The sequence below is a fragment of the Xanthomonas hawaiiensis genome (genome assembly GCF_031834635.1).
Classification (GTDB): domain Bacteria; phylum Pseudomonadota; class Gammaproteobacteria; order Xanthomonadales; family Xanthomonadaceae; genus Xanthomonas_A; species Xanthomonas_A sacchari.
In genome coordinates this window covers 2,829,424-2,854,047 of sequence record NZ_CP115873.1, presented here as the reverse complement: position 1 = coordinate 2,854,047, position 24,624 = coordinate 2,829,424, and the positions used below count along the sequence as shown (strand labels likewise).

The 24,624-nt window shown below is 69.2% G+C and carries 23 protein-coding genes; 14 read left to right on the top strand and 9 right to left on the bottom strand.

Annotated features, from left to right (window positions below; all coding sequences use genetic code 11):
• Nucleotides 1–364 precede the first annotated feature (364 nt).
• Both PG878_RS12245 and PG878_RS12240 read left to right on the top strand, forming a co-directional pair.
• Nucleotides 365–1,363 (top strand): LLM class flavin-dependent oxidoreductase, encoded by a 999-nt coding sequence (locus PG878_RS12245; RefSeq protein WP_209029051.1) that lies wholly within the window; start codon nucleotides 365–367, stop codon nucleotides 1,361–1,363.
• A gap of 198 nt (nucleotides 1,364–1,561) precedes the next feature.
• Nucleotides 1,562–1,750 (top strand): hypothetical protein, encoded by a 189-nt coding sequence (locus PG878_RS12240; protein ID WP_209029052.1) that lies wholly within the window; start codon nucleotides 1,562–1,564, stop codon nucleotides 1,748–1,750.
• A gap of 33 nt (nucleotides 1,751–1,783) precedes the next feature.
• Here PG878_RS12240 and PG878_RS12235 read toward each other — a convergent pair whose 3' ends face one another.
• Together PG878_RS12235 and PG878_RS12230 are read right to left on the bottom strand one after the other, a co-directional pair.
• Entirely contained in the window at nucleotides 1,784–2,446 is a 663-nt protein-coding gene (locus PG878_RS12235; RefSeq protein ID WP_209029054.1) for an exopolysaccharide biosynthesis protein, read from the bottom strand.
• Nucleotides 2,430–3,773 (bottom strand): hemolysin family protein, encoded by a 1,344-nt coding sequence (locus PG878_RS12230; RefSeq protein ID WP_209029055.1) that lies wholly within the window; start codon nucleotides 3,771–3,773, stop codon nucleotides 2,430–2,432. Before PG878_RS12230 ends, PG878_RS12235 begins: the two co-directional genes overlap by 17 nt.
• Before the next feature lie 259 nt (nucleotides 3,774–4,032).
• Between PG878_RS12230 and PG878_RS12225 the strand changes: the two genes are divergently transcribed.
• Both PG878_RS12225 and PG878_RS12220 read left to right on the top strand, forming a co-directional pair.
• Nucleotides 4,033–4,659, top strand: a complete 627-nt coding sequence (locus PG878_RS12225) for a DUF47 domain-containing protein (RefSeq protein ID WP_010343421.1) — start codon at nucleotides 4,033–4,035, stop codon at nucleotides 4,657–4,659.
• Between the two features lie 85 nt (nucleotides 4,660–4,744).
• Nucleotides 4,745–5,866, top strand: a complete 1,122-nt coding sequence (locus PG878_RS12220) for an inorganic phosphate transporter (RefSeq protein WP_209029057.1) — start codon at nucleotides 4,745–4,747, stop codon at nucleotides 5,864–5,866.
• Between the two features lie 222 nt (nucleotides 5,867–6,088).
• Here PG878_RS12220 and PG878_RS12215 read toward each other — a convergent pair whose 3' ends face one another.
• On the bottom strand, nucleotides 6,089–7,540 hold the full coding sequence (locus PG878_RS12215; RefSeq protein WP_244672398.1) for a S10 family peptidase: 1,452 nt from the start codon (nucleotides 7,538–7,540) through the stop codon (nucleotides 6,089–6,091).
• 207 nt (nucleotides 7,541–7,747) lie between these two features.
• Here PG878_RS12215 and PG878_RS12210 point away from each other — a divergent pair, with 207 nt between their 5' ends.
• Nucleotides 7,748–8,560 carry a CDP-diacylglycerol diphosphatase gene (locus tag PG878_RS12210; RefSeq protein ID WP_244672379.1) on the top strand — a complete coding sequence of 271 codons (813 nt, stop codon included), beginning with the start codon at nucleotides 7,748–7,750 and terminating at the stop codon, nucleotides 8,558–8,560.
• A 180-nt stretch (nucleotides 8,561–8,740) separates the two neighbouring features.
• On the opposite strand, the gene parE is transcribed toward PG878_RS12210, so the two are convergent.
• A complete protein-coding gene (gene parE, locus PG878_RS12205; protein ID WP_209029059.1) occupies nucleotides 8,741–10,630 on the bottom strand; it encodes a DNA topoisomerase IV subunit B in 1,890 nt (629 codons plus the stop codon).
• A gap of 165 nt (nucleotides 10,631–10,795) precedes the next feature.
• On the opposite strand from parE, the gene PG878_RS12200 reads away from it, so the two are divergent.
• From PG878_RS12200 to truD, 9 genes are all read left to right on the top strand, one after another.
• Nucleotides 10,796–11,050, top strand: a complete 255-nt coding sequence (locus PG878_RS12200) for a hypothetical protein (protein ID WP_209029061.1) — start codon at nucleotides 10,796–10,798, stop codon at nucleotides 11,048–11,050.
• A 138-nt stretch (nucleotides 11,051–11,188) separates the two neighbouring features.
• Nucleotides 11,189–12,853 (top strand): CTP synthase, encoded by a 1,665-nt coding sequence (pyrG, locus tag PG878_RS12195; protein WP_019799956.1) that lies wholly within the window; start codon nucleotides 11,189–11,191, stop codon nucleotides 12,851–12,853.
• 311 nt (nucleotides 12,854–13,164) lie between these two features.
• Nucleotides 13,165–13,995, top strand: coding sequence for a 3-deoxy-8-phosphooctulonate synthase (gene kdsA, locus PG878_RS12190; RefSeq protein ID WP_209029063.1), 831 nt, complete (start codon nucleotides 13,165–13,167; stop codon nucleotides 13,993–13,995).
• An 85-nt stretch (nucleotides 13,996–14,080) separates the two neighbouring features.
• Entirely contained in the window at nucleotides 14,081–14,428 is a 348-nt protein-coding gene (locus PG878_RS12185; protein ID WP_244672380.1) for a hypothetical protein, read from the top strand.
• 88 nt (nucleotides 14,429–14,516) lie between these two features.
• Nucleotides 14,517–15,809 carry a phosphopyruvate hydratase gene (gene eno / locus PG878_RS12180; RefSeq protein WP_209029064.1) on the top strand — a complete coding sequence of 431 codons (1,293 nt, stop codon included), beginning with the start codon at nucleotides 14,517–14,519 and terminating at the stop codon, nucleotides 15,807–15,809.
• A 3-nt stretch (nucleotides 15,810–15,812) separates the two neighbouring features.
• Nucleotides 15,813–16,169 (top strand): cell division protein FtsB, encoded by a 357-nt coding sequence (gene ftsB / locus PG878_RS12175; RefSeq protein WP_209029065.1) that lies wholly within the window; start codon nucleotides 15,813–15,815, stop codon nucleotides 16,167–16,169.
• Nucleotides 16,169–16,870 carry a 2-C-methyl-D-erythritol 4-phosphate cytidylyltransferase gene (ispD, locus tag PG878_RS12170; RefSeq protein WP_425510432.1) on the top strand — a complete coding sequence of 234 codons (702 nt, stop codon included), beginning with the start codon at nucleotides 16,169–16,171 and terminating at the stop codon, nucleotides 16,868–16,870. The genes ftsB and ispD overlap by 1 nt, the downstream gene beginning before the upstream one ends.
• A gap of 81 nt (nucleotides 16,871–16,951) precedes the next feature.
• Nucleotides 16,952–17,443, top strand: coding sequence for a 2-C-methyl-D-erythritol 2,4-cyclodiphosphate synthase (gene ispF, locus PG878_RS12165; protein WP_425611746.1), 492 nt, complete (start codon nucleotides 16,952–16,954; stop codon nucleotides 17,441–17,443).
• A 44-nt stretch (nucleotides 17,444–17,487) separates the two neighbouring features.
• Nucleotides 17,488–18,489 carry a tRNA pseudouridine(13) synthase TruD gene (truD, locus tag PG878_RS12160; protein WP_244672399.1) on the top strand — a complete coding sequence of 334 codons (1,002 nt, stop codon included), beginning with the start codon at nucleotides 17,488–17,490 and terminating at the stop codon, nucleotides 18,487–18,489.
• A gap of 25 nt (nucleotides 18,490–18,514) precedes the next feature.
• Here truD and PG878_RS12155 read toward each other — a convergent pair whose 3' ends face one another.
• From PG878_RS12155 to PG878_RS12135, 5 genes are all read right to left on the bottom strand, one after another.
• Entirely contained in the window at nucleotides 18,515–20,884 is a 2,370-nt protein-coding gene (locus PG878_RS12155; RefSeq protein ID WP_209029069.1) for a TonB-dependent siderophore receptor, read from the bottom strand.
• A 146-nt stretch (nucleotides 20,885–21,030) separates the two neighbouring features.
• Nucleotides 21,031–21,999, bottom strand: a complete 969-nt coding sequence (locus tag PG878_RS12150; RefSeq protein WP_209029070.1) for a FecR family protein — start codon at nucleotides 21,997–21,999, stop codon at nucleotides 21,031–21,033.
• Nucleotides 21,999–22,547, bottom strand: a complete 549-nt coding sequence (locus PG878_RS12145; RefSeq protein ID WP_209029071.1) for an RNA polymerase sigma factor — start codon at nucleotides 22,545–22,547, stop codon at nucleotides 21,999–22,001. Before PG878_RS12145 ends, PG878_RS12150 begins: the two co-directional genes overlap by 1 nt.
• Nucleotides 22,548–22,595: 48 nt before the next feature.
• Nucleotides 22,596–23,663 carry a VirK/YbjX family protein gene (locus tag PG878_RS12140; RefSeq protein ID WP_209029073.1) on the bottom strand — a complete coding sequence of 356 codons (1,068 nt, stop codon included), beginning with the start codon at nucleotides 23,661–23,663 and terminating at the stop codon, nucleotides 22,596–22,598.
• 349 nt (nucleotides 23,664–24,012) lie between these two features.
• On the bottom strand, nucleotides 24,013–24,546 hold the full coding sequence (locus PG878_RS12135) for a Smr/MutS family protein (RefSeq protein ID WP_209029074.1): 534 nt from the start codon (nucleotides 24,544–24,546) through the stop codon (nucleotides 24,013–24,015).
• Nucleotides 24,547–24,624 lie beyond the last annotated feature (78 nt).

The following is a 24,624-nucleotide window of genomic DNA, read 5'->3' as shown; positions in this document are numbered from 1 at the left end:
CATCCGCCCCTGCGGGGCACCTTCTCCCGAGGGGAGAAGGAAGAGCCAAAGCCCCTCTCCCGCCGGGAGAGGGGTTGGGGTGAGGGTCCGGCGCGCGCAGCGCTCGTGGATCTGGCCATGCGAGAGTTCGCCCGCACCCTCATCCGCCCCTGCGGGGCACCTTCTCCCGGTGGGAGAAGGGAGAGGCCAAAGCCCCTCTCCCGCCGGGAGAGGGGTTGGGGTGAGGGTCCGACGGCCAGCCAAGCATCCCCGCCCCACACCCACCCACCACACCCAGCGCAAATCAGCGTTCCGGCCGCGGGCGCTGCAATCGGCGACCGGCGTCCCCACGTCGTTCGCATCGCCTGCAGGAACCCGCCTCACCATGATGCCGATCTCCATCCTCGACCTCGCGCCGGTCTGCGAAGGCAGCGACGCCGCCGGCGCCTTCGCCAACATGCTGGACCTGGCCCAGCACGCCGAGCGCTGGGGCTATCACCGCTACTGGCTGGCCGAGCACCACAACATGCCCGGCATCGCCAGCGCCGCCACCGCGGTGCTGATCGGGCATGTGGCCGGCGGCACCAAGCGCATCCGCGTCGGCGCCGGCGGCATCATGCTGCCCAACCACGCGCCGCTGCAGGTGGCCGAGCAGTTCGGCACCCTGGCGTCGCTGTATCCCGGACGTATCGACCTGGGCCTGGGCCGTGCGCCCGGCACCGACCAGGCCACGGCGCGCGCGTTGCGCCGCTACTTCGACAGCGCCGACCAGTTCCCGCACGACGTCGCCGAATTGCTGCGCTATTTCGAGCCGGCGGTGGACGGGCAACTGGTGCGCGCCGTGCCCGGCGCCGGCATCGAGGTGCCGGTGTGGCTGCTCGGCTCCAGCCTGTTCAGCGCGCGCCTGGCTGCGGCGATGGGCCTGCCGTTCGCCTTCGCCTCGCATTTCGCCCCGGACGCGATGGACGAGGCGCTGGCGGTGTATCGCCGCGAGTTCCGCGCTTCGGCGCGCCTGCAGGCGCCGTATGCGGTACTGGCCTTGAACGTGGTGGCCGCCGCGTCCACCGAAGAGGCGCGGCGCCTGTTCACCACCCAGCAGCAGAGCTTCGTCAACCTGCGACGCGGCCGCCCCGGGCTGATTCCGCCGCCGATCGACGACATCGAAGCATTCTGGGCGCCGCACGAGAAGCTGGGAGTGGAACGGGCACTGGCCTGCACCGTGCTCGGCGATCCCGACACGGTCGCGCAGGGCCTGTCGGACTTCGTCGCGCGGCATCGCCCGGACGAGTTGCTGTTGACCGCGAACATCCACGATCACGCGGCGCGCTTGCGCTCGTTCCAATTGGCAGCAGAAGCATGGACGCAGGTCGCAGCGGCCGCCTGATGCGTGCAGTTGCGCGGGTGTCTACGAGCGCAGACGCACTTCGACGAGAAACACCACACTCCTGTTGATGGGCATCACAGCACGCGCTGCTTTCACGATGTCTTGATTTTGCCCGGTATGTGATCGTGTCGCGTCACGTATCAGCGTGGCGTTCGGCCCAGGACATGGCCGTACAACGACGCGAACAGGGGATCGGCAATGAACGCACAACATCCGGTGGCGCCGGTGCACGAATGTGGACTGGAGGCAGCACTGCAACAGCTGAGCAAGTGCCTGGAGCGCGTACGCGGCCAGGCGACGGAGCGGTCGACCCAGCACGCCTCGCCGCGCCAGACGCACATGCGCAACGTGTTCGCCAACGAGACGGGGCTGTACCTGGTGAAGTGAGCGCGCAGCGGCGTGCGTTGCCGCCACGACGCGTCAGCGCAGCTTCTGCATCCACTCCCGACCCAGGTCGACCACCTGGTCAGAAGCCAATCCCAGGGTCAGCGCCACCGCGATGCTTCCCAGCCACGACAGCAGCATCAGCCCACCGTCGCGTTCCAGCAGCGCCAGCGCGAACAGCAGCAGCATCGCGCCGAAGGCGTAGTTGGTGAACGGGATCGGCAGCGACAGCAGGATCCCCAGGACGACCAACAGCAGGCCGCTGAACGCACGCGCCGGTAGGGTGTCGACCAAGGCCGGCAGGCGCGGCTTGAGCAGCCGGTCCAGGCGCCGCAGCCATGGCGCGATGCGGCCGACGAAGCGCTGCATGGTGCGGCGGCGCGGTCCGCGCTCGCCGATGAAGCGCGGCAGCCACGGCTTGCGCAGACCGATCAGCATCTGCAGGCCGATCAGCGTCACCAGCGGCCCGCTGATGCCGCCGGCCAGACCCGGCACCGGCAGGAACGCGGGCAGGATCGCCACGAACAGGAACACGCCGAACGCACTCTGCTGCAGGTCGGCGAGGATCAGACGCAGCCGCAGGTGTTCGTTCGGGTCGCCCAGGACGAAGGTGTCGAGCAGGGTGCGGATGCCCTCGGCGCTGTAGCCGTGGTCGCGCGCGTGCGGCGCACCGCCGGGTGCGTCACCCGGTGATGTCATCGCTGTTCTCGTCCTGCAGTTTGCGCAGCAGCAGCTTGTCCACGCGCGCGCCGTCCAGGTCGACGATCTCGATGCGCCAGCCGGCCCAATCGAAGAACTCGCCGGCGTGCGGGATGCGCCCGAAGTAGTAGATGCACAGGCCGGCCAGCGTGTTGTAGTCGCCTTCCTCGGCGCTGGGCAGCTCGGCGCCACCCAGCAGTTCGCGCAGTTCCTCGATCGCCAGCGAGCCGTCGATCAGCAGCGAGCCGTCGGCGCGGGTCACCACCAGCGCGTCCTCGTCGGCGGTGTCGGCCGACTGCAGACGCCCGACCACCGCGCCCATCAGGTCGCTGATCGTCACCAGGCCCTGGATCTCGCCGTACTCGTCCACCACCAGCGCCATCGACTGCTGCTCCTCGCGGAAGATCTCCAGCAGTTTCATCGCGTGAGTGGACTCGGACACGAACAGGGTGTCGCGCAGGCTCTGGAACAGTTGGGTGGCGTCGCCGTCCATGCGCGTGACCAGCGATTTCACCTCCAGCACGCCGGCGATGTCCTGGTCGCTGCCGCGGTAGACCGGGTAGCGCGAGAACTCGTGTTCGCGCATCACCTGCAGGTTGCGCTGCGGCTCGGCGTTGGCGTCGAGCCAGGCGATGCGGTTGCGCGGGGTCATCAGGCTGTCGGCGGTGCGGTCGCCCAGGCGCATGACCCGGTTCATCATGTCGCGCTCGTGCGCGTCGATCACGCCGGCCTCGTGGCTCTCGGCCACCAGCATGCGGATCTCCTCTTCGGTCACCGAGGCCGACTCCTCCTTGCCAAGGCCGAGCAGGCGCAGCACCAGCCGGGTCGAGCGCGACAGCACCCACACGAACGGCGCGGCGGCCTTGGCCAGCCAGCCCATGGGAATGGCGACGAAGCTGGCGATGACCTCCGAGCGGGTCAGGGCCAGGCGTTTGGGCACCAGTTCGCCGAAGATCAGCGTCAGGAAGGTGATCAACACGATCGCCAGCGTCTTGCCGATCAGCGCCGACCACGGCTGCGGCTCGCCGAACAGGGTGAAGTTGGCCGCCAGCGCCGGAAACAGCGCCTGCAGCTTGGCTGCGATCGCCACGCCCATGGCTTGGCCGCCGAAGACACCGGTCAGGATGCCGATGGCGGTGATGCCGATCTGCACAGTGGAGAGGAAGTGCTCGGGGTTCTCGGCCAGCGCCAGGGCCTTGGCCGCGCGCGTGCTGGACTGGGACATCTGCTTCAGCCGGCTCTTGCGCGAGGTCATCAGCGACATCTCGGACATCGCAAAGAAACCGTTGAGCAGGATGAGGGCTGCAACGATCAACAGTTCAAGCATGCGCGCGCTCCTTGGCGCCAAGGAAAGCGGGGACATGGGCGCCGTTGCGGCGCGGGGGAGGGGGGCTGGGGTGGTCGTCCATAGGGTGCGCCCGCGAAGGGCGCGGCAGCGATGGTAGCAAACCCGGGCGGGACCCGCGTCCACGCCGCGCCGACATGGCCCGGGCCTGCCCAGCGGCCGCGACTACCCGCAGGTGTCAGCAAACAGTCATAATTCCGCCCCAGTGCCGTCCTTCCCGCGACGGCGGGAAGCGCGTTGCATGTTTTCGTTGCAGACCATCTTCGGTTCCGGCAAGCAGTTCTACACCCTGCTCGACGAGGCGGCACAGGCCGCCTACGACAGCACCAAGGCCCTGCACGCGATGATGCGCGAGTCCGACCGGCAGCCGGCGCTGGACGCCTTCAAGCTGGCGCGCCTGCGCGAGCGCGCGGCCTCGGACAAGATCGGCCAGGCGCTGGTGGACAGCTTCATGACCCCGATCGAGCGCGAGGACATCGAGGCGCTGGGCTCGGCGCTGTACAAGATCCCCAAGCAGGTGGAGAAGTTCGCCGACCGCTACTCGCTGGCGATCCAGCACCTGGAGCACATCGATTTCGCCCCGCGCGCGGCGATGCTGGAGCAGGCCGCGGCGGTGGTGGTGGAAATGGTCCACGACCTGCGCAACATGCACCTGGACCGGATGAGCGCGCTCAACGACAAGCTGCGCTCGCTGGAGAACGAGGCCGACCGGCTGATGCTGGAGCTGTACCGCGACATCTACTCCGGCCGCCTGGACAACCTGCAGATGTTCCTGCTCAAGGAGTTCTTCGAAATCCTGGAGAAGGCCATCGACCGTTGCCGCGAGGCCGGCGTGGTGGTCTACCAGATCGTGCTGAAGAACTCCTGATGGACGCGCTGCGAAGTTGCTGCCTGCGCGGCCGTGGCGCCCTGCGCGCGCCGGCCGCCGCCGCCGCGTGCGTGGAGGCGCGCCGATGCTGAGCCTGGTCCTGATCGTGATCCTGGCGGCGCTGGTGTTCGAATTCATCAACGGCTTCCACGACACCGCCAACTCGATCGCCACGGTGGTCGCCACCAAGGTGCTCAGCCCCGGCTGGGCGGTGATGCTGGCCGCGGCGATGAACCTGGTCGGCGCGCTGACCGGCACCGCGGTGGCGATGACCATCGCCTCCGGCCTGCTCAACACCGACGTGGTCGCGGTGACCCCGCAGGTGGTGCTGTGCGCACTGCTGGGCGGCATCGTCTGGAACCTGATCACCTGGTGGAAGGGCCTGCCGTCCTCGTCCTCGCACGCGCTGATCGGCGGCCTGTGCGGCGCCGGCCTGGCCGCGGCGCACAACGACTGGGATGCGCTGATCTGGTCGCAGACCGTGGGCGACTGGGCCAAGAACAAGGGCCTGCTGTGGAAGGTGTTCGTGCCGATGGTCACCTCGCCGATCGCCGGCTTCCTGCTCGGCATCGCGGTGATGCTGCTGCTGTGGGCGGCGATCGCCGGCCTGGCCAAGCTCGGCGGCCCGCTCGGGCGGCTGGCGCGGCCGCGCTGGGTCAACGCCTTCTTCGGCAAGGCGCAGATCGCCTCGGCCGCGTACATGGGCTACGCGCACGGCCACAACGACGCGCAGAAGACCATGGGCATCATCGCCATGACCCTGATCGGCGCGCAGAGCACCGGCGCGCTGGACGCGCTGCCGTCGTGGCTGGCGTTCCTGCATCCTGACGCGCATCAGGGGCAGGGCATCGCCACCTGGATCGTGCTGACCTGCGCGGTGGTGATGGCCGCCGGCACCGCCTCCGGCGGCTGGAAGATCATCAAGACCCTTGGCCACAAGATGGTCAAGCTGCATCCGATCCACGGCTTCGCCGCGGAGACCAGCTCGGCGACGATCCTGACCCTGGCCGCGCACTTCGGCATGCCGGTGTCCACCACCCACAGCATCTCCACCGCGATCATGGGCGTGGGCTTCGCCAAGAACCCGCGCTCGCTGCGCTTCGGCGTCATCGAACGCATCGTCTGGGCGTGGATCCTGACGATCCCCGCCGCCGCCGGCGTGGCGTATCTGATTTTCCGCGCGTTTGCGCTGTTCGGGTGGGTGTGAGGGAAGCCGGGAATCGGGACTGGGGAAACGGGAATCGTAAAAGCGTGGCTTCCCCGCGAATTGGTGCCGGGGGCGTCCACTTTGCTGGTGCCGCAACGAGGACCGCCTAGGGCAGTCGCATAGCTCTATCGCACAGCATCCTCGAACCACGCAGGTCGAGGAACGGTCTTGACGACTGGGGAACCGCTCTTGCGATTCCCCATTCCCAATTCCCCATTCCCATCAATTAGCCCGATACATCGCCAAAACATCCTGCCGCAACGCGCGCTGGCTGTCGGCGCGGTTGTAGAACATGTGGCCGCCGGGGTAGTTCTTGACCTGCACGCGGGTCGGGTCGTTGCCCATCACCGGCATCTGGTCCACGGTCAGCACCGAGCCCATGAACGGGCACGACAGGTCGTTCCAGCCGTGCACGATCAGCACGCGCAGTTTCGGGTCGATCGCCACCGCCTGGCGCAGCTGCGTCACCGAGCCCTTGCGCAGTTCGTCGTCCCAGTCCCACAGCCGGTTCACGTCGTAGTTCAGCGCTTCGTAGCGGGCGTCGACCTTCCAGCCGACCACGCGGGTCACGAAATCGACCATCGCGGTGGTGGTGGGCGCGATGATGCTGTCCAGCAGCGGGTCGTTGGCGCGCTGCTCGGGGGCGTTGGGGAACGGATCGAAGGCGGTGACGTTGGAGTCGTAGCGGCTGCCCAGTTCGCCCTTGTCGCGGAACACCTCGCGCAGGTACGCCTGGGTCTCCAGGCGGCCGCCGGCGCGGCGCACGAAGGCCGGGTCCAGGCCGGTCATCGCGGTCACCTGCTGGATCATGCGGGTGGTGCCGGCCGGATCGGAACGCCCGCGCAGCAGTGCGGTCACGTAGTCGCCGCGGGTGTAGTCGATCACCTGGCGCATCGCCTCCGGGGTCAGCTTGCCCTCGCGTTCCAGGCGCGCGGCGGCGATCGACGGCAGGGTCAGCATCCACGGCAGCGGCGAGACGTCGCCGTTGTCGTCCAGGGTCGGATTCAGGTACGGCGAGACCAGGACCACGCCGTTCATCGCCACGCCGAGCTTGGTCTGCAGATAGTGGGTGATGCGCGGGCCGCGGAAGCCGCCGTAGCTTTCGCCGACCAGGTATTTGCGCGACTGCAGGCGCTGGTTCTTCAGCAGCCAGTCGTAGATGGTGCGCGAGAGGTATTCGATGTCGGCCTGCGGGTTGTAGAACTGCTTCTTGGCCTGCTCGTCGGGGATGCGCGAGCGGCTGAAGCCGGTGCCGACCGGGTCGATGAACACCAGGTCGGTGAAGTCCAGCCAGGTGCCGGGGTTGTCGCGCAGCTGCGCCGGCGCCGAGGCGCTGTCGCCCTCGCTGCCGAACGCCACCACCTTCGGCCCGATCGCGCCCAGGTTGAGGTACACCGAGGCCGCGCCGGGGCCGCCGTTGAGCGCGAAGGTGACCGGGCGGTCCTTGCCGTCCATTGTGTAGGCGGTATAGACCACGTCGGCGATGACCTTGCCCTGCTTGTCCTTCACCGGCAGCGTGCCGACCTTGACCGTGTAGCGCAGGGTGCGGCCGTCGAGCTGGGTGGATTGGCTGGTCTGCGCGTCGGCCGGCAGTGGCGCCGGTTCGGCGGCGGCGGGCTTGTCGGCCTTGTCGGCGTTCGCCGCGTCGGCATCGGCGGCCAGTGCCGCGGTCATCGGCGTCGCCGCCAGCAGGACGGCCAGCAGGACGGAGGGGAAGGTCGGCACGGGCGGTCGCTCGCAGGGAGGGAGCCGGCATGCTAGGCCGCGGCGCCGGCGCGGCGGATGTGCACAAAGCCATGGTCGTCGGCCGCGCGCTGCGCCATGCCGGTCATCGGCGCTGGCTACAATCTGCGGCTCGTCCCGTACTCCGATCCGTCACGCATGCCTCCAGTTCGTTTCCAACTGCCGTTGTGCCTGTCCCTGGCGGTGCTGCTGGCCGGTTGCGCCAGTGCGCCGCCGCCGGTGGCCGACTCGCCGGCGGCGCACGATGCGCATGCGCACGATCGGCACCGCCTGTGGCGATTGGTGAGCACGCGTTGCCTGCCGCAGGCGCGGGTCGGCGCCGATCCGGCGCCGTGTAGCGACGTGCATCCCGGGCCGGGCGAACGCTATGCCTTGATGAAGGACCTGCGCGGCGACTACCAGTACCTGCTGATCCCGACGGTGCCGGTGAGCGGGATCGAGGATCCGCGCGCGCGCGCCGCCAGCGCGCCGAACTGGCTGGGCCTGGCCTGGCAGGCGCGCACCTGGGTCGAGCGGTTGTTGAAGCGGCCGCTGCCGCGCGAACTGACCAGCCTGACGATCAATCCGCCCTCGGCGCGTTCGCAGGACCAGTTGCATATCCATATCGATTGCCTGGCGCCGCAGGTGCGCGACCAGTTGCAGGCGATGCAGGCGTCGATCGGCCCGACCTGGGCGCCGTTGCCGCAGCCGCTCCAGGGGCACGCCTATCGGGCCATGCGCCTGCAGGGCGAGGCGCTGGATGCGAATCCGCTGACCCTGCTGGCGCGCGCGCTGCCGCCGCACCAGCACATGGCGCACCAGACCCTGGCGGTGGTCGGCGCGGAGTTCGATGGCCGCCCCGGCTTCGTGCTGCTGGCCGCTACCGCGCTTCCCGGCGATGGGGTCGGTGCGGAAGAACTGCAGGATCACGACTGCACCGGCGTGGTCCCGGCGGCGCCTGCGCGCGGCTAAGCCCCAGGGTGGCGGTCGATCGCCGGTTGCCTGACTAACAGGCGTGCTGGTGCGAAAACCGAGCCTCCGCCGCCGCCTGTCGTAGGAGCGGCTTTAGCCGCGACAGTGCTTTCCCGACAACGCCAGGTCGCGGCTGAAGCCGCTCCTACGACGGCGGCAAGCAGCAGCGCTTGCGTCGCCTCAGACCTCCAGCGACGCCAGATCGCCCTTGGTCTCCAGCCACTGCTTGCGATCGCCGGCGCGCTTCTTGGCCAGCAGCATGTCCATCAGCGAGCGGGTCTGCTCGCCGTCGTCCACGGTCAGCTGCACCAGGCGCCGGGTGTCGGGGTGGATGGTGGATTCGCGCAACTGCTGCGGATTCATCTCGCCCAGGCCCTTGAAGCGGGTGACGCTGACCTGGCCCTTGATCTTCTCGCGCTCGATCTTGTCCAGCAGCGAGCGCTTCTCTTCCTCGTCCAGCGCGTAGAACACCTGCTTGCCCACGTCCACGCGGAACAGCGGCGGCATCGCCACGAACACGTGGCCGGCGCGCACCAGGGCGGGGAAGTGGCGCAGGAACAGCGCGGTCAGCAGGGTGGCGATGTGCAGGCCGTCGGAGTCGGCGTCGGCCAGGATCACCACCTTGCCGTAGCGCAGTCCGTCGATCTCTTCCTTGCCCGGGTCGCAGCCGATCGCGATCGCCAGGTTGTGCACTTCCTCCGAGGCCAGCACGCTGCCGGAGGCCACTTCCCAGGTGTTGAGGATCTTGCCGCGCAGCGGCAGGATCGCCTGGAAATCCTTGTCGCGGGCCTGCTTGGCGCTGCCGCCCGCCGAGTCGCCCTCGACCAGGAACAGTTCGGTGCGCGACAGATCCTGGCTGATGCAGTCGGCCAGTTTGCCCGGCAGCGCCGGGCCCTGGGTGACCTTCTTGCGCACGATCTGCTTCTCGGTCTTCAGCCGCGCGCTGGCGCGGTCGATGGCGATCTGCGCGATGCGCGTGCCGGTCTCCACGTTCTGGTTCAGCCACAGGCTGAAGGCATCGTGCGCGGCGCCTTCGATGAAACCGGCGGCCTGGCGCGAGGACAGGCGTTCCTTGGTCTGGCCGCTGAACTGCGGGTCGGTCATCTTGAGCGACAGCACGAACGCCACGCGGTCCCACACGTCTTCCGGCGCCAGCTTCACGCCGCGCGGCAGCAGATTGCGGAAATCGCAGAACTCGCGCAGCGCGTCGGTGAGGCCGCTGCGCAGGCCGTTGACGTGGGTGCCGTGCTGCGCGGTGGGGATCAGGTTGACGTAGCTCTCCTGCACCAGTTCGCCTTCCACCACCCAGGCCACCGCCCAGTCGACGATCTCGCGGTCCTTCTTCAGGCTGCCGACGAACAGTTCGGCCGGCAGCAGCTCGCGGTCGGCCAGTTCGCCGCGCAGGTAGTCGCGCAGGCCGTCCTCGAAGTACCAGGTGTCCTGCTCGCCGGTGGCCTCGTCGTGCAGCTTGACGGTCAGCCCGGGGCACAGCACCGCCTTGGCGCGCAGCAGGTGGCGCAGCGCACGCACCGCGAACTTCGGCGTGTCGAAATACTTCGGGTCCGGCCAGAAGCGCAGGCGCGTGCCGGTGTTCTTCTTGCCGACGCTGCCGACGATCTCCAGCTTGGAGGCGGCGTGGCCGTCGGCGAAGGCCATGCGGTACTCGTTGCCTTCGCGCTTGATGAACAGTTCCACCCGATTGGACAGCGCATTGACCACGCTGACGCCGACGCCGTGCAGGCCGCCGCTGAAGGTGTAGTTGCGGTCGCTGAACTTGCCGCCGGCGTGCAGCCGGGTGAGGATCAGTTCGACGCCGGAGATTTTCTCTTCCGGGTGGATGTCCACCGGCATGCCGCGGCCGTCGTCGGACACCTCGCAGCTGCCGTCCTTGTACAGCGTCACCTCGATGTGCCGGGCGTGGCCGGCAAGCGCCTCGTCCACGGCGTTGTCGATGACTTCCTGTGCCAGATGATTCGGCCGTGCGGTGTCGGTGTACATGCCGGGCCGGCGCTTGACCGGGTCCAGGCCAGAGAGAACTTCGATGTCGGCGGCGTTGTAGCGGGTATTCATGCGTCTCAGCAGGTGGCGCGAAGCAGATCCGGAAGTGTGCGGTCTGCGGCGGTTTTTTGCACGTCGCCGGTGTTCAGGGCAGGTGCGGCGGCGGCGCGCTACGCTGGCTCTGGAAAAACCGCGACGTCGCCCACATCTTCGTCGCACGTCCCAAAGGAGTCCGCCATGAACGTTCGCAAGCTGTTGACCCTGGCCGCCCTGGTCGCCGCCGCGGTGGCCGTGCCGGTCGCGATGGCCCAGGCGCAGAGCGCCGATCCGGCCGCCTCCGGTGCCGCCGCCTACGACGCGCAGGTCGCCAAGGAAAAGGCCGAGGCCGACGCCAAGGCCAAGCGCCGCGCCGCCGCGGCCGCCGAGCACAAGGCCGGCAAGGATGCGGCCGCGCCGAAGAAGGAAGAGGAAGAGGAAGCGCGCAAGCCCTGAGCCTGCGCACGGTTTCCTGCACACGACGCCCCGGTCGCCCGGGGCGTCGCTTTTTTTGTGGGGCGGCTGTTGCGCGAAAGCGCTTGGGCAAATCCGCTTCACCCGTTAAACTATGGCTTTCCGGGAGGCCTTTGAGCCATGACCCCCCTGATCTTCGTTACCGGCGGCGTAGTGTCCTCGCTTGGCAAGGGCATCGCGGCCGCTTCGCTTGCGTCCATTCTCGAAGCACGTGGCCTGTCGGTCACGATGATGAAGCTGGACCCCTACATCAACGTCGACCCGGGCACGATGAGCCCGTTCCAGCACGGCGAGGTGTACGTCACCGACGACGGCGCCGAGACCGATCTGGACCTGGGGCATTACGAGCGCTTCGTGCGCACGCGCCTGTCGCGCAAGAATTCGGTCACCACCGGGCGCATCTACGAGAACGTGATCCGCAAGGAGCGCCGCGGCGACTACCTCGGCGCCACCGTGCAGGTGATTCCGCACATCACCGACGAGATCCGTCGTTGCGTGGATGAAGCCACCGCCGGCTACGACGTGGCCCTGGTCGAGATCGGCGGCACCGTCGGCGATATCGAATCGCTGCCGTTCCTGGAAGCGATCCGCCAGGTGCGCACCGAACGCGGCGCCGAGAAGGCCATGTTCATGCACCTGACCCTGGTGCCGTACATCGCCGCGGCCGGCGAACTGAAGACCAAGCCGACCCAGCATTCGGTCAAGGAACTGCGCTCGATCGGCATCCAGCCGGACGTGCTGCTGTGCCGCTCGGAACAGGCGATCCCGGATTCGGAGCGGCGCAAGATCGCGCTGTTCACCAATGTTTCCGAGCGCGCGGTGATCAGCGCCGCCGACATCGACGTGCTCTACGGCATGCCGCTGGAACTGCACCGGCAGGGTCTGGACGAGATCGTGATCGAGCAGTTCAAGCTGCGCGACAAGGTCGGCGCGGCCAACCTGTCGGAGTGGGAGGCGGTGGTCGACGCGATCAAGCATCCGCTCGACGAGGTCACCATCGCCGTGGTCGGCAAGTACGTCGACCACCAGGATGCGTACAAGTCGGTCGGCGAGGCGCTCAAGCACGGCGGCCTGCGCCAGCGCACCAAGGTCAACCTGAAGTGGCTGGAAGCGCAGGACCTGGAAGGCAGCGACATGGCGGCGCTGGCCGACGTGGACGGCATCCTGGTGCCGGGCGGCTTCGGCGACCGCGGCTTCGAAGGCAAGGTGCTGACCTCGCGCTACGCGCGCCAGCACGGCGTGCCGTACTTCGGCATCTGCTACGGCATGCAGGCCGCGGTGGTCGACTATGCGCGGCACGTCGCCGGGCTGGATGCGGCCAACAGCACCGAGAACGACCGGCAGTCGCCGTATCCGGTGATCGGCCTGATCACCGAGTGGCGCACCGCCAGCGGCGATGTCGAGAAGCGCGACGAGAAGTCCGACCTCGGCGGCACCATGCGCCTGGGCCTGCAGGAGCAGCGGCTCAAGCCGGGCACGCTGGCGCGCGAGCTGTACGGCAAGGACGTGGTGGCCGAACGCCATCGTCACCGCTACGAGTTCAACAACCGCTATCGCACCCAGCTCGAGGACGCCGGCCTGGTGATTGCCGCCAAGTCGATGGACGACACCCTGGTGGAGATGGTGGAACTGCCGCGCGAGACGCATCCGTGGTTCCTGGCCTGCCAGGCGCACCCGGAGTTTCTGTCCACGCCGCGCGATGGCCATCCGTTGTTCATCGGCTTCGTGCGCGCTGCGCGCGAGCGCAAGGCGGGCGGCAAGCTGCTGAAGGAAGCGCGCGCGTAGTTCCTTCTCCCTGTGGGAGAAGGTGGCGCGAAGCGCCGGATGAGGGTACGGGGCGAAGCCTCGCGAAGTTGAATTCCCTAGGCTTCGCCGGACCCTCACCCCAACCCCTCTCCCGGAGGGAGAGGGGCTTGATTCCATGAGGCTTGGCTCGGACCCTCACCCCCCGACTCCTCTCCCGACGGGAGAGGGGCTTGATTCCATGAGGCTTCGCCCGGACCCTCACCCCTGACCCCTCTCCCGGTGGGAGAGGGGAGTAACCTCGCCAACATCTCGTGCCCGAACGGGACGCGGCTCAACCGATAGGTGATCCAATGAAACTGTGTGGCTTCGACGTCGGCCTGGACCAGCCGCTGTTCCTGATCGCCGGCCCCTGCGTGATCGAGTCGATGCAGTTGCAACTCGACGTCGCCGGCAGGCTCAAGGAGATCACCGACCGGCTGGGCATCAACTTCATCTTCAAGTCCAGCTTCGACAAGGCCAACCGCACCTCCGGCACCAGCTTCCGTGGCCCCGGCCTGGAAGAAGGGCTGAAGGTGCTGGAGGCGGTGAAGACGCAGATCGGCGTGCCGGTGCTGACCGACGTGCACGAGTACACGCCGATGCACGAGGTGGCGGCGGTGGTGGACGTGCTGCAGACGCCGGCGTTCCTGGTGCGGCAGACCGACTTCATCAAGAACGTGTGCGCCGCCGGCAAGCCGGTCAACATCAAGAAGGGCCAGTTCCTGTCGCCGTGGGACATGAAGCCGGTGGTGGAGAAGGCCAAGTCCACCGGCAACGCGCAGATCATGGTCTGCGAGCGCGGCGCCAGCTTCGGCTACAACAATCTGGTCAGCGACATGCGCTCGCTGAGCGTGATGCGCGAGACCGGCTGCCCGGTGGTGTTCGACGCCACCCATTCGGTGCAGTTGCCGGGCGGGCAGGGCGGCAGCTCCGGCGGCCAGCGCGAATTCGTGCCGGTGCTGGCGCGCGCGGCGGTGGCGGTGGGCGTGGCCGGCGTGTTCGCCGAAACCCACCCGGATCCGTCCAAGGCGCTGTCCGATGGCCCCAACGCCTGGCCGCTGGACCAGATGGAAGCGCTGCTGGAAACGCTGATGGAACTGGACGCGGTCACCAAGAAGCACGGGTTCTCGCGCTTCGCGTGAGGCCCCGGCTGCCGCCGCCGCATCCGTGCAACACCCGGCCGGACGTGTCCTGCCATGCGTCTGCTGGCGCGGCGTGACGCGGGCGATGACCCTGCGCAGCCAGATCCGTGCCCGGTCCTGGGGCCTGTGTGCGCTGCTGCTGTCGCTGCTGGCCTGGACGGCGTTGGGCGTTGTGCTGTTCGCGTTCACCCGTGCGATCGGCGCGCCCGGCGACGGCAACCACGGCATCCTGGCCATGCAGCCCTGGATCGTCGGCGGCCTGCTGGCGCTGGCGATCGCCGCATTGGGCACGGTGATCGCCGCCGCGCTCGGCTGGGCGCGGCGACGCGGTCGCGTCCTGGCCGGCATCGGCGCCGGCCTGCTGCTGGCGATGCTGGTCTTGGTCCTGCTGTTCCTCGGCGGGATTCCGCTGGGCGCGACGGGCCTCGGCTGAGGCCCCATTTGGCAAGCAACCGGCGGCCGGGGATAATCAGCCGGCATTCGTTTTCCGCCCCCTCTTCCTACAGGTAACCGGCCCGCCCATGAGTACGATCCGCAGCATCCACGCCCGTGAAATCCTCGACAGCCGCGGCAATCCCACGCTGGAAGCCGATGTCATCCTGGAGGACGGTTCGTTCGGTCGTGCCGCGGTGCCCTCGGGCGCATCCACCGGCACCAAGGAAGCGGTCGAGCTGCGCGACGGCGACAAGACCCGCTACCTGGGCAAGGGCGTGCGCAAGGCGGTGGAGAACGTCAACACCACCATCGCCAGCGCGCTGAAGGGCTTCGACGCCGCCGACCAGCAGGGCCTGGACCGGCGCCTGATCGACCTGGACGGCACCGAGAACAAGGGCCGCCTCGGCGCCAACGCGCTGCTCGGCGTCTCGCTGGCCAATGCGCACGCCATCGCCGCCTCGCGCAAGCAGCCGCTGTGGCAGTCGCTGGCCGCGGGCAACACCGCCAACCTGGCGCTGCCGGTGCCGATGATGAACATCATCAACGGTGGCGCGCATGCCGACAACAACGTCGATTTCCAGGAATTCATGGTGCTGCCGGTCGGCGCCGCCTCGTTCTCCGAGGCGCTGCGCGCCGGCACCGAGATCTTCCACGCGTTGAAGTCGGTGCTGAAGGGCCACGGCCTGTCCACCGCGGTCGGCGACGAAGGCGGCTTCGCCCCGGACTTCCGCAGCAACGTCGAAGCGCTGGACACCATCCTCGAAGCCATCGGCAAGGCCGGCTACACCGCCGGCGAAGACGTGCTGCTGGGCCTGGACGTGGCCTCCAGCGAGTTCTACGACAACGGCAAGTACCACCTGGTGGGCGAGGGCAAGCGCCTGACCAGCGAGCAGTTCGTCGACTTCCTCGCCGACTGGGCCGCGCAGTACCCGATCGTCAGCATCGAGGACGGCCTGGCCGAGGACGACTGGGCCGGCTGGAAGCTGCTCACCGGGCGCATCGGCAGCAAGGTGCAGCTGGTCGGCGACGACCTGTTCGTGACCAACCCGAAGATCTTCAAGCAGGGCATCGAGTCCGGCACCGCCAACGCGATCCTGATCAAGGTCAACCAGATCGGCACCCTGACCGAAACCCTGGAAGCCATCGCCATGGCCGACAAGGCCGGCTACGCGGCCATCGTCTCGCACCGCTCCGGCGAGACCGAGGACACCACCATCGCCGACATCGCCGTGGCCACCACCGCCACCCAGATCAAGACCGGCTCGCTGTGCCGCAGCGATCGCGTGGCCAAGTACAACCAGTTGCTGCGCATCGAAGAAGCGCTGGGCAGCGCCGCGCGTTACGCGGGGCGCGACGCGTTCGTCTCGCTCAAGCGATAGGCCGTGCGCAACTGGCGCTGGCTGCTGCTGGTGCTGGCGGGACTGCTGGCGTGGCTGCAGTACCGTTTCTGGCTCGGTCCGGGCAATTCCGGCGAAGTGCTGGTGCTCGAAAGCCAGGTCGAGCACCAGCGACGCGACAATGAAGGACTGCAGCAACGCAACGCCGCGCTCGCCGCCGAGGTCAAGGACCTCAAGGACGGCGAGGCGGCGATCGAGGAGCGCGCGCGTAGCGAACTGGGCATGATCAAGCCGGGCGAAAAGTTCTACCGCGTGGTCGAGAACGCGCCGGTGCCTCCGGCCTCGGCTGGCGCCGCATCGGGCGAGCAGCCGACGCCCCCCGCGCCGGGCGAGCAGCCCTGATGGCCACGGTCTGGGCCGTGGTCCCGGCGGCCGGCCGCGGCACCCGTTTCGGCAGCGCCACCCCCAAGCAGTATCTGGAGGCCGGCGGGCGTCCCCTGCTGGCGCATGCGCTGGAGGCATTGCTGGCGCATCCGGCGGTGGCCGGGGCGATGGTGGCGCTGGGCGCCGACGATGCGCAGTGGCCGGGCTGGACCGAACTGGCCGGCAAGCCGGTGCTGACCTGTCTGGGCGCCGGTAGCCGCGCCGGCTCTGTCCTGGCCGCGCTGCACGCGCTCCCCGAGTCGGTGAAGGCGGACGATTTCGTGCTGGTCCACGATGCGGCGCGACCGAACCTGGCGCTGGCCGACCTCGACCGGCTGCTGGAGGCCGGGCGCGGCGATCCGGTCGGCGCGATCCTCGCCGCGCCGGTGCGCGACACGCTCAAGCGCGCCGGCGACGACGGCGGCATCGACGGCACCGAGCCGCGCGAGCGTCTGTGGCGCGCGCTGACGCCGCAGCTGTTCCGGCGCATGCAACTGAGCCGCGCCCTGGAGCAGGCCGCCGCGGCCGGCGTGGAGGTCACCGACGACGCCATGGCGATGGAGTTGCTGGGGCTGCGGCCGCTGCTGGTGGAAGGCGCCGAAGACAACTTCAAGGTCACCACCCCGGCCGATCTGGCGCGGTTCGAGTTCGAACTGTTCCAGCGCACGCGGCCGTCGTGATGCGCCTGCCGTCGGATGCGGCCGCCGCGGCGCGGCACGTGCTCCGTTCTTTTTCATTTTTCGTGGGATGTCTCCATGTCAATGTCTGAACTTCCCCGTATCCGCATCGGCCAGGGCTACGACGTCCATGCCTTCGGCGACGGCGATCACCTCATGCTCGGCGGCGTGCGCGTGGCGCACGAGCGCGGCGTGCTCGCCCACAGCGACGGCGACGTGGTGATCCACGCGCTGTGCGATGCCTTGCTCGGCGCGCTGGCGCTGGGCGACATCGGCCAGCATTTCCCGCCGTCCGATCCGCGCTGGAAGGGCGCCGACAGCGCGCAGTTTCTCGATCACTGCGTGGGCCTGCTGCACGCGCGCGGCTGGCGCGTGGGCAATGCCGACGTCACCGTGATCTGCGAGCGGCCCAAGGTCGGTCCGCATGCGCACGCGATGCGCGAACGCCTGGCGGCGCTGCTGCAGGTCGAACTGGACTGCGTCAGCGTCAAGGCCACCACCAGCGAGAAACTGGGCTTCACTGGTCGCGGCGAGGGCATCGCGGCGCAGGCGGTGGCCTTGCTGGTGGCGTTGTGAGCGAGCTGCCGCGCGCGTTCGGCGCCGCGCCGCTGCAGGCGCGCATGCGCTGCAGCGCCGAGGATTTCCAGGTCGACGAAGTACCCGCGTTCGCGCCCAGCGGCGAAGGCGAGCACCTGCTGCTGACGGTGCGCAAGCGCGGCATGAACACCGCCTTCGCCGCGCGCCGCCTGGCGCAGTGGGCCGGGGTGGCGGAACTGGCGATCGGCTATGCCGGCATGAAGGACCGGCATGCGGTCACCACACAGCGTTTCTCGGTGCATCTGCCCAAGCGCGTGGCGCCGTCCCTGGAGAGCCTGCAGGACGCGGACCTGCAGGTGCTGGAGGCGCATTGGCACAACCGCAAGCTGCCGCGCGGCGCGCTGGCCGGCAACGGCTTCGTGCTGGTATTGCGCGAGGTGCACGGCGAGCGCAGCGCGATCGAGACGCGGCTGGCACAGATCGCCGCGCGCGGGATTCCCAACTGGTTCGGCGAACAGCGTTTCGGTCGTGACGGCGGCAACGTCGGCGCCGCGCTGGCGATGTTCGGAGGTCGCCGGGTGCGGCGCGAGCAGCGCTCGCTGCTGCTGTCGGCGGCCCGTTCGGAATTGTTCAACCGGGTGCTGGCCGCACGCGTGGCCGCCGGCAACTGGGACAGCGCGCTGGACGGCGAAGTGTGGATGCTCGACGGCAGCCGCAGCGTGTTCGGGCCGGAGCCGTGGTCGGAGGCGCTGGCCGAGCGCCTGCAGCGGTTCGACATCCATCCGTCGGCGCCGCTGTGGGGCGCCGGCGAGTTGCGTAGCGCCGAGGCGGCGCGTGCGCTGGAACTGGCGGCACTGGACGAGGCCGTCGCGCTGCGCCTGCGCGACGGGCTGGAGCGCGAGGGCCTGAAGCAGGAGCGGCGAGCCACCCGCCTGCGCGCGGCCGACCTGCAGTGGCGCTGGCTGGACGGGCAGGACGACGCACTGGAGCTGCGTTTCGCACTGCCGCCTGGCAGCTACGCCACCGCGTTGCTGCACGAACTCGGCCAGGTCGAAGAGGCGCCGCAGGCGTCCACCGAGGCTTGAGCGTGGTCGCGCCGGCCGCGAGGCGCTAGAAGCGATAGCTGCCGGTCAATAGCAGGCTGCGCCCTTCCGGCAACGGCACGAACGTCTCGTCGAACTCGTCTGCGTACAGCCGCCGATCGAAGACATTGCGCATGCCCACGGTCACGCCCCAGGTCTCGGTGTGATAGGACACATTTGCGTCCACGCCGGCCTGCCCGGGAATCTTGAAATAGCCGCCGGCCAAGCGGCGGCCGAGCGTGTGATCGCGCGCGAGGATGCCGCCGGCCACGCCCCAGCCGCTCCAGCGGCTGTCCTGGAACTGATAGCTGCTCCACAGGGTGAACCGGGTGCGCGGCACGCCGGTGGTCGGCGTACCGTCGCGCCGGCCGATGCGGGCCAGCGCCAGGCTGCTGCTCAGTTCCAGGCCGGGGGCGAGGGTGCCGACGACGTCGAGGTCCAGCCCGCGGTTGCGCTGGCTGTCGATCGGCCTGGCGAAGTACGAAGGATGCGCCAGCACCAGATCGAAACTGCGGTCGACGGTGATCTGGTAGTAGGCGGCGCTGAGCCGCGCCCGATGCTCGAACAGATCGATCTTCGCACCCACCTCCACCTGCCGCGACAACGCGGGCGGCAGCGGCCGGCCGTTCTTGCCGAGCACGGCGCTGGGCGCAAAGCCGTTCATGGTGCTGGCGTACAGCGATGCCTCCGGGGTCAGTTTGTAGACCACGCCGACGTTGGGCACCCAGCGGCGCCGGCGCAACTGGCGCAGTTTGCCCCTGGCGTCGTAGCTGGAAATCTCGTACGCCGAGCGGCGCAGCGCCAGCAGCACGTCCCAGCGTTCGCCCATGCTGATCTGGTCCTGCAGCAGGATGCCGCTGCGGCTCGACCAGGGGCTGCCTGGGGAATGCCGGATGCCGCGCTGCGAACGCGGCCAGTGCACCGGACCCAGCCGCTCGTCGCCGAACACGTCGTAGCGGTTGCGGTGCATCCGGATGAAGTAATCGCTGCTGCCCAGGCGCGCGCGCGTGTAATCCAGACCGAGGGTCACGGTCTGCTGCAGCGGCCCGTCGCCGAAGCTGCCGACCAGATCGTTCTGGATGGTGTAGTACGCCGTCGTATTGCGGTAGGCCTCGGCATAAGCGCGCACGATGCCGTTCGGCGACGGCGACAACATGCCCCAGTTGCGCGCGTCGACCGCCTGGGTCACGTACTGGCCGCGGCTGCGCAGTTGCCAGCGGTCGCTGAGTCGCTGATCGAACAGGTAGTAGGCGCGCTGGGTGCGGTAGGCGGTGTGGTCCTGCGGATTGCCCAGGCGCAAGGTCCTGGGCGTCATCGACGACACGCGGTTGCCGAGCAGCAGCGCATGGTCGGCGGCCGGCTGGCGATCGGTCACGCGCTGCACGCCGAACACCAGACGGTTGTCGTCTCCCTGCCAGGCGATGGACGGTGCCAGGTAGGCGGCGTTGCGCGGGCCGTAGCCCTGCGCCGTGGCATCCGCATGCTGGCCGGAGACGACCAGCCGGTAGCTCAGCGGCGTGGCGCCGATCGGCCCGGTCGCATCGAGGCCGGCCTGCACGTCGCCGCGTTCGCCGAGGACGTAGCTGAGTTCACGTGTGGGCGTGCGCAGCGGTTGCTTGGTGACGACGTTGACCAGTCCGCTCATGTCGCCGCCATTGCTGTCGCCGAGGATCGATTCCGGGCCCTTGAGCACCTCGACCCGTTCCACGCCGATCATCGGCGGATAGCCGCCGAGCCCGACGAAGCTGTTCGGCATCCCGTCGGTCATGCCGTTGCCGGTGTAGATGCCGCGGATCTTGAACAGCGGCGCGCGCAACGGGTTTTCGATCTGCTGCACGCTGGCCACGTTGCGCAGCGCGTCGGCGACGGTGCGCACCTGTTGCGATGCCAGCAGGTGCGGGGCGACCACGTTCACCGACTGCGGCACGGCGATGGAATCGGCAGCATAACGCAGCGCGTCGCTGGCATAGGCAGGCACGTCGCCCATGGCGTGCTCGGTCAGCGCCGCGGCATCGACCTGTTCCAGCAGCTTGGGCGGCGAGCCGGCACGTTGGTCGTCGGCGGCATCCGCAGGATCCACCGACGCCGTGGCGGCGGGGGTGACGGCCACCGTGTTCGCATCCAGCATGCTGTACGTGAGGCCACTCGATTGCAGCAGGCGCTGCAGCGCCGCATCTGGGGTGAACACGCCTTGCAGCCCGTCGCTGCGCAACCCGGACAGGGTCGGGCTGGCGCTGAGGACCTGCACCCTGGCCTGCTTGCCGAATGCGAACAGCGCCGTGGACAGCGCCTGCGGCGGGATCGAGAACGCGATCTGGCGTGCGTCGGACGGGAGGGGCGCGGCGGGAGCTCGGTTCCAGGTTGCGAGCGGCAGCGCCAGGCTGCCGCAGATGATCACTCGCCTCAGCCCACGCACTGCACTTCGCCCCCCAGCGGAAGCGCGAATTATGCCATGCGCGGCTCCGCCGACGCGGCGTCCGGTCCGTCCAGCCGCCGCGCGCCGCCCCGGCGAAACTGGGTGGGCAAGGGCCCGGAAGGCGCTGCCTAACGGCGGCTCAGCACGATTTCGTCCTTGCCCTGGCGTACCCGCAGCGGGAACACCTGCGGCAGGGCGTCGATCCATTGCGCGGTCGCCTGGGTGTCGACGCTGCCGGTGAAGCTCAGCCGCGCAAGCTCCGGGTCGGCCAGGCGCAGTGGGCGGTCGCTGTAGCGGTTGACCCTGGCGATCACCGTGTCCAGCGGCGTATCCACGAACTCCAGCCGGTGATCGCGCCAGGCGGTGGCCTGCGCCACGTCGATCTGGCCGACCTGCAGCGTGGGCCGGGCCGGGTCGTAGGACACGCGTTGCCCGGCCACCGCTTCCAGGCCGCCGCTGCCGTCGGCCGGCACCTGGCCAACGCCGTAGATGCGGACCCGGCCTTCGGTGACCGCGACCTCCACGCGGTCGCCGTCGCGGCTGACATCGAAGGCGGTGCCCACGTCCAGGATCGACACTCCGCCGGCGTCGACCACGAACGGGCGTCCGGCGTGATGCGCCACTTCGAAGAAGGCCTCGCCGGCGATCAGGTCCACGTGCCGCTGTGCGGCGCTGAAGCGGGTGCTCAGCCGCGAGGCGCCGCCGAGCGCGATCTTCGATCCGTCCGCCAGCACGATGTCGTGGTGGCGGCTGATCGCGCTGCTGTAGACCTGGGTGACCGGCGGCGGGTTCAGCTGCCGCCACGCGAGGGCGCTGCCGAGCGCCAGCACGCCGATGCAGGCCGCCACCTGCAGCGGCCGCCAACGCGAACGCGGCGGCGCGAAGGTGCGGACCAGGTCGTCTCGCGCCGCGGGATCGAGCGCGCGCAACTGGCCGCCGAGCGCATTGATCCGTTCGAACGCCTGCAGGTGCCGCGGGTCGGCCTCCGTCCAGTCCAGCCAGCGCGCAACGGTGTCCTCGTTGCTGTCGGGTTCGCGCAGCAGGGTCCACCAGCGCGCGGCGTCGTCGAGGATGTGCTTGTCGATGCCGCTGTCCATCACGGGATCTCCGCTTCGTCGAAGCGTTTGCGGCAATGCGCGAGCGCGTTGGCCACATGGTAGCGGACCATCCGTTCGCTCACGTTCATCGCCTTGGCGATCATGCCGAAGTCCTTGCCTTCGATCACGTGCAGCACGAAAGCGCGGCTGGTCTTGGCCGGAAGTTCCTGCAGCGCCCGGGTCAGCGCGCGCAGTTGCTCGCTGGCCGTGGCGTGCCGCTCCGGAATCGGCGGGAGCGGCAGGTCGTGTTCCGGCAGATCCACCGCCGCATTTTCGCGGACCTTGCGCATGCGCAGCCGGTCCACCGCCAGGTTGGAGGCGACATGGAACAGGTAGGCGCGCGGCGATGTCAGCGCGTCCGGACGCTCAAGGGTCACGATGCGCATGTACGCCTCCTGGGCCACGTCCTGCGCGTCCGCCATCGAGCCGAGCTTGCACTGCAGGAAGGCGAGCAGGGCGCGGTGATGTTCCTTGAACAACGCGTCGACGTGGTGCGCATGTGCCCGCTCCGGCGACGGCGCGCCCTCGGTGTGCTCGGCCCGGCTCACGAATGCTGGTGCTCCTGCAGGGAAGCGGCCGCGGCAGTATAGCCAGGCTCACTGGCCGCCACGCGGCGCGGCGGCGCACGCCGTCGGCAGCGCGGCGGCCAGCAGGCCCTCGGCATGCGCGCGCAACGCCTCGCGGCGGCGAAACGCCGCGCGATGCTGGCTGGGAACATCGGCCGCGGTCTTGCGCGCCGGGGTCAGTGGCAACGCGAACCAGCCATCGGCAATGGGCGTACCGCCTTGCTCGATCCAGAACGCATCGTAGTCGGACAGGAATACCTGCCGCTTGCGCTGCAGCGGATGCGCGGCATTGCAGACGGCGCGGATCGCATGCGCGCCGATGCGCTCGGCAAAGGTGCAGGCCAGCGCCAGCATCAGTTGCTTGGGCCGCAGCCCGTGCATCTGCTTGGTGAGCGTCCGCACCACGTCGCGGGCATCGCCGCCGCTGGGACCCTGCAGGCAACCGATCAGCACGGTCGGGGAGGCGTCGTCGCCGGTCACCGTCAGCACCAGGCGATACAGCGGGCGTCCCGCCGCGTCGCTGAGCTGCAGCCACAGTTCGCCTTCGCAGCTCATCGGCGCCGGCGGCAGCAGGGACAGCGTCAGCGCGCTGCCATCGTGCAGCGGCAGCGTTCCCAGGTCCGCGTGGCCGTGCCGGTAGATGGCGTCGAACAACCCGGCCGGCAGGCGCTCGAGCATCAGGCGATAGTGCTGCCGGAGGTGGCGCAGCCGCGCCTTGCTGCCCCAGCGGGTGTTGACGAAGCGGTGCAGGTGGCGCTCGAGCAGGCGCGGATCGCGTTCGGCATAGCCGCGCATCCGCGGATCGCGGCGCAGTGCGTCGAGGAAGCGGCCGTGCTCGGTCGGCATGCGCAACGCGCGCAGCAGGTACTTGGTCGCCTTGATCCCGCGCTGCAGGCGGTTGCCGTGCCAGTCGGTCCGCCCCTGGAACGACGCCAGGAACAACGGCCACCAGCGGGACGGGGCGGCGCTATCGCTCGGCCGGGGCGCAGGCACCGGCCGGGCCAGGCGAGCCGATGTCGATTCGAACGCCGCGGCGCTCGCGGAAACGTCCACCAGATCAGTGGGTTGCAGGAGGAATTCGGTGGTTGCGTCGGTCACGTTCGGCTCGCAGAGGGGCGGTACTCTCTGACAAGACGTTTCAGCGGGCGAAAATTGAAATGCGTGCGCACGCGAGGTGATCGTCCGCGCGGATGGCGTCCTGGCCTGACCGGGCCTTTGGCGCGCACGTCGCAGGTGCGCGCGACGGCACGTCGATGCGCCGATGTAGGAGCGGCCTCAGCCGCGAGAAGCTTTCTCGTTCACGCCGGTCGCGACTGGAGCCGCTCCTGCGCAACTGTCACAGATCAGTGTGCGATGCCGGCTTGCGTGTGGACACGATCCGGTCGGCGATCTCGGTGGTGCATTGATCTTCCATCGATCCGCGCCACCGCGCCGCGGCTGCGGCGGCTCAACGCCGCGCCAGCAGCACCAGCATCGCGCCAGTGCCGCCTTGCGCGGTCGGCGCCGAATGGAAGGCCAGCACGTCGTTGCGCTGGCGCAGCAGGCGGTCCACCAGGTTCTTCAGCAGCGGCACGCCGCCGGATTGCAGGCCCTTGCCGTGCACGATCCGCACGCAGCCGAACTCGTGCGCGTGCGCTTCGGCCAGGAACTGGCGCAGCAGCGTCTCGGCCTGGGCGGCGGTGGCGCCGTGCAGGTCCAGTTCGTCCTGGGCCGAGAACTGGCCCTTGCGCAGGCGCTGGAACACCCGCGCCGGCAGATGCTCGCGGCGGTAGCTGGCCACGTCGCCGGCTTCCAGCGGCGCGCTCTGGCGGAGCAATTGCTGGAACTCGCCCTGCGCCTCGGCGTCGTCGCGTTCGGCCATGCGTGCGCGCGGCTTGGGGCGCGGCTTGGGGTTGGCCGGCGGCGTCGCGTTGAGCGGGGCCACCTTGCCGATGGCCGCACGGAACAGGGCAGCGGGGTCTTCGTCGTCGGAATGCGCCATGCGCACAGCTTAGAGCGTGCTGCGTGGTTTGAGGTGAGTGCGGGTGTGGCTGGCAGCGCCTGCGCCATGGACCGCGGT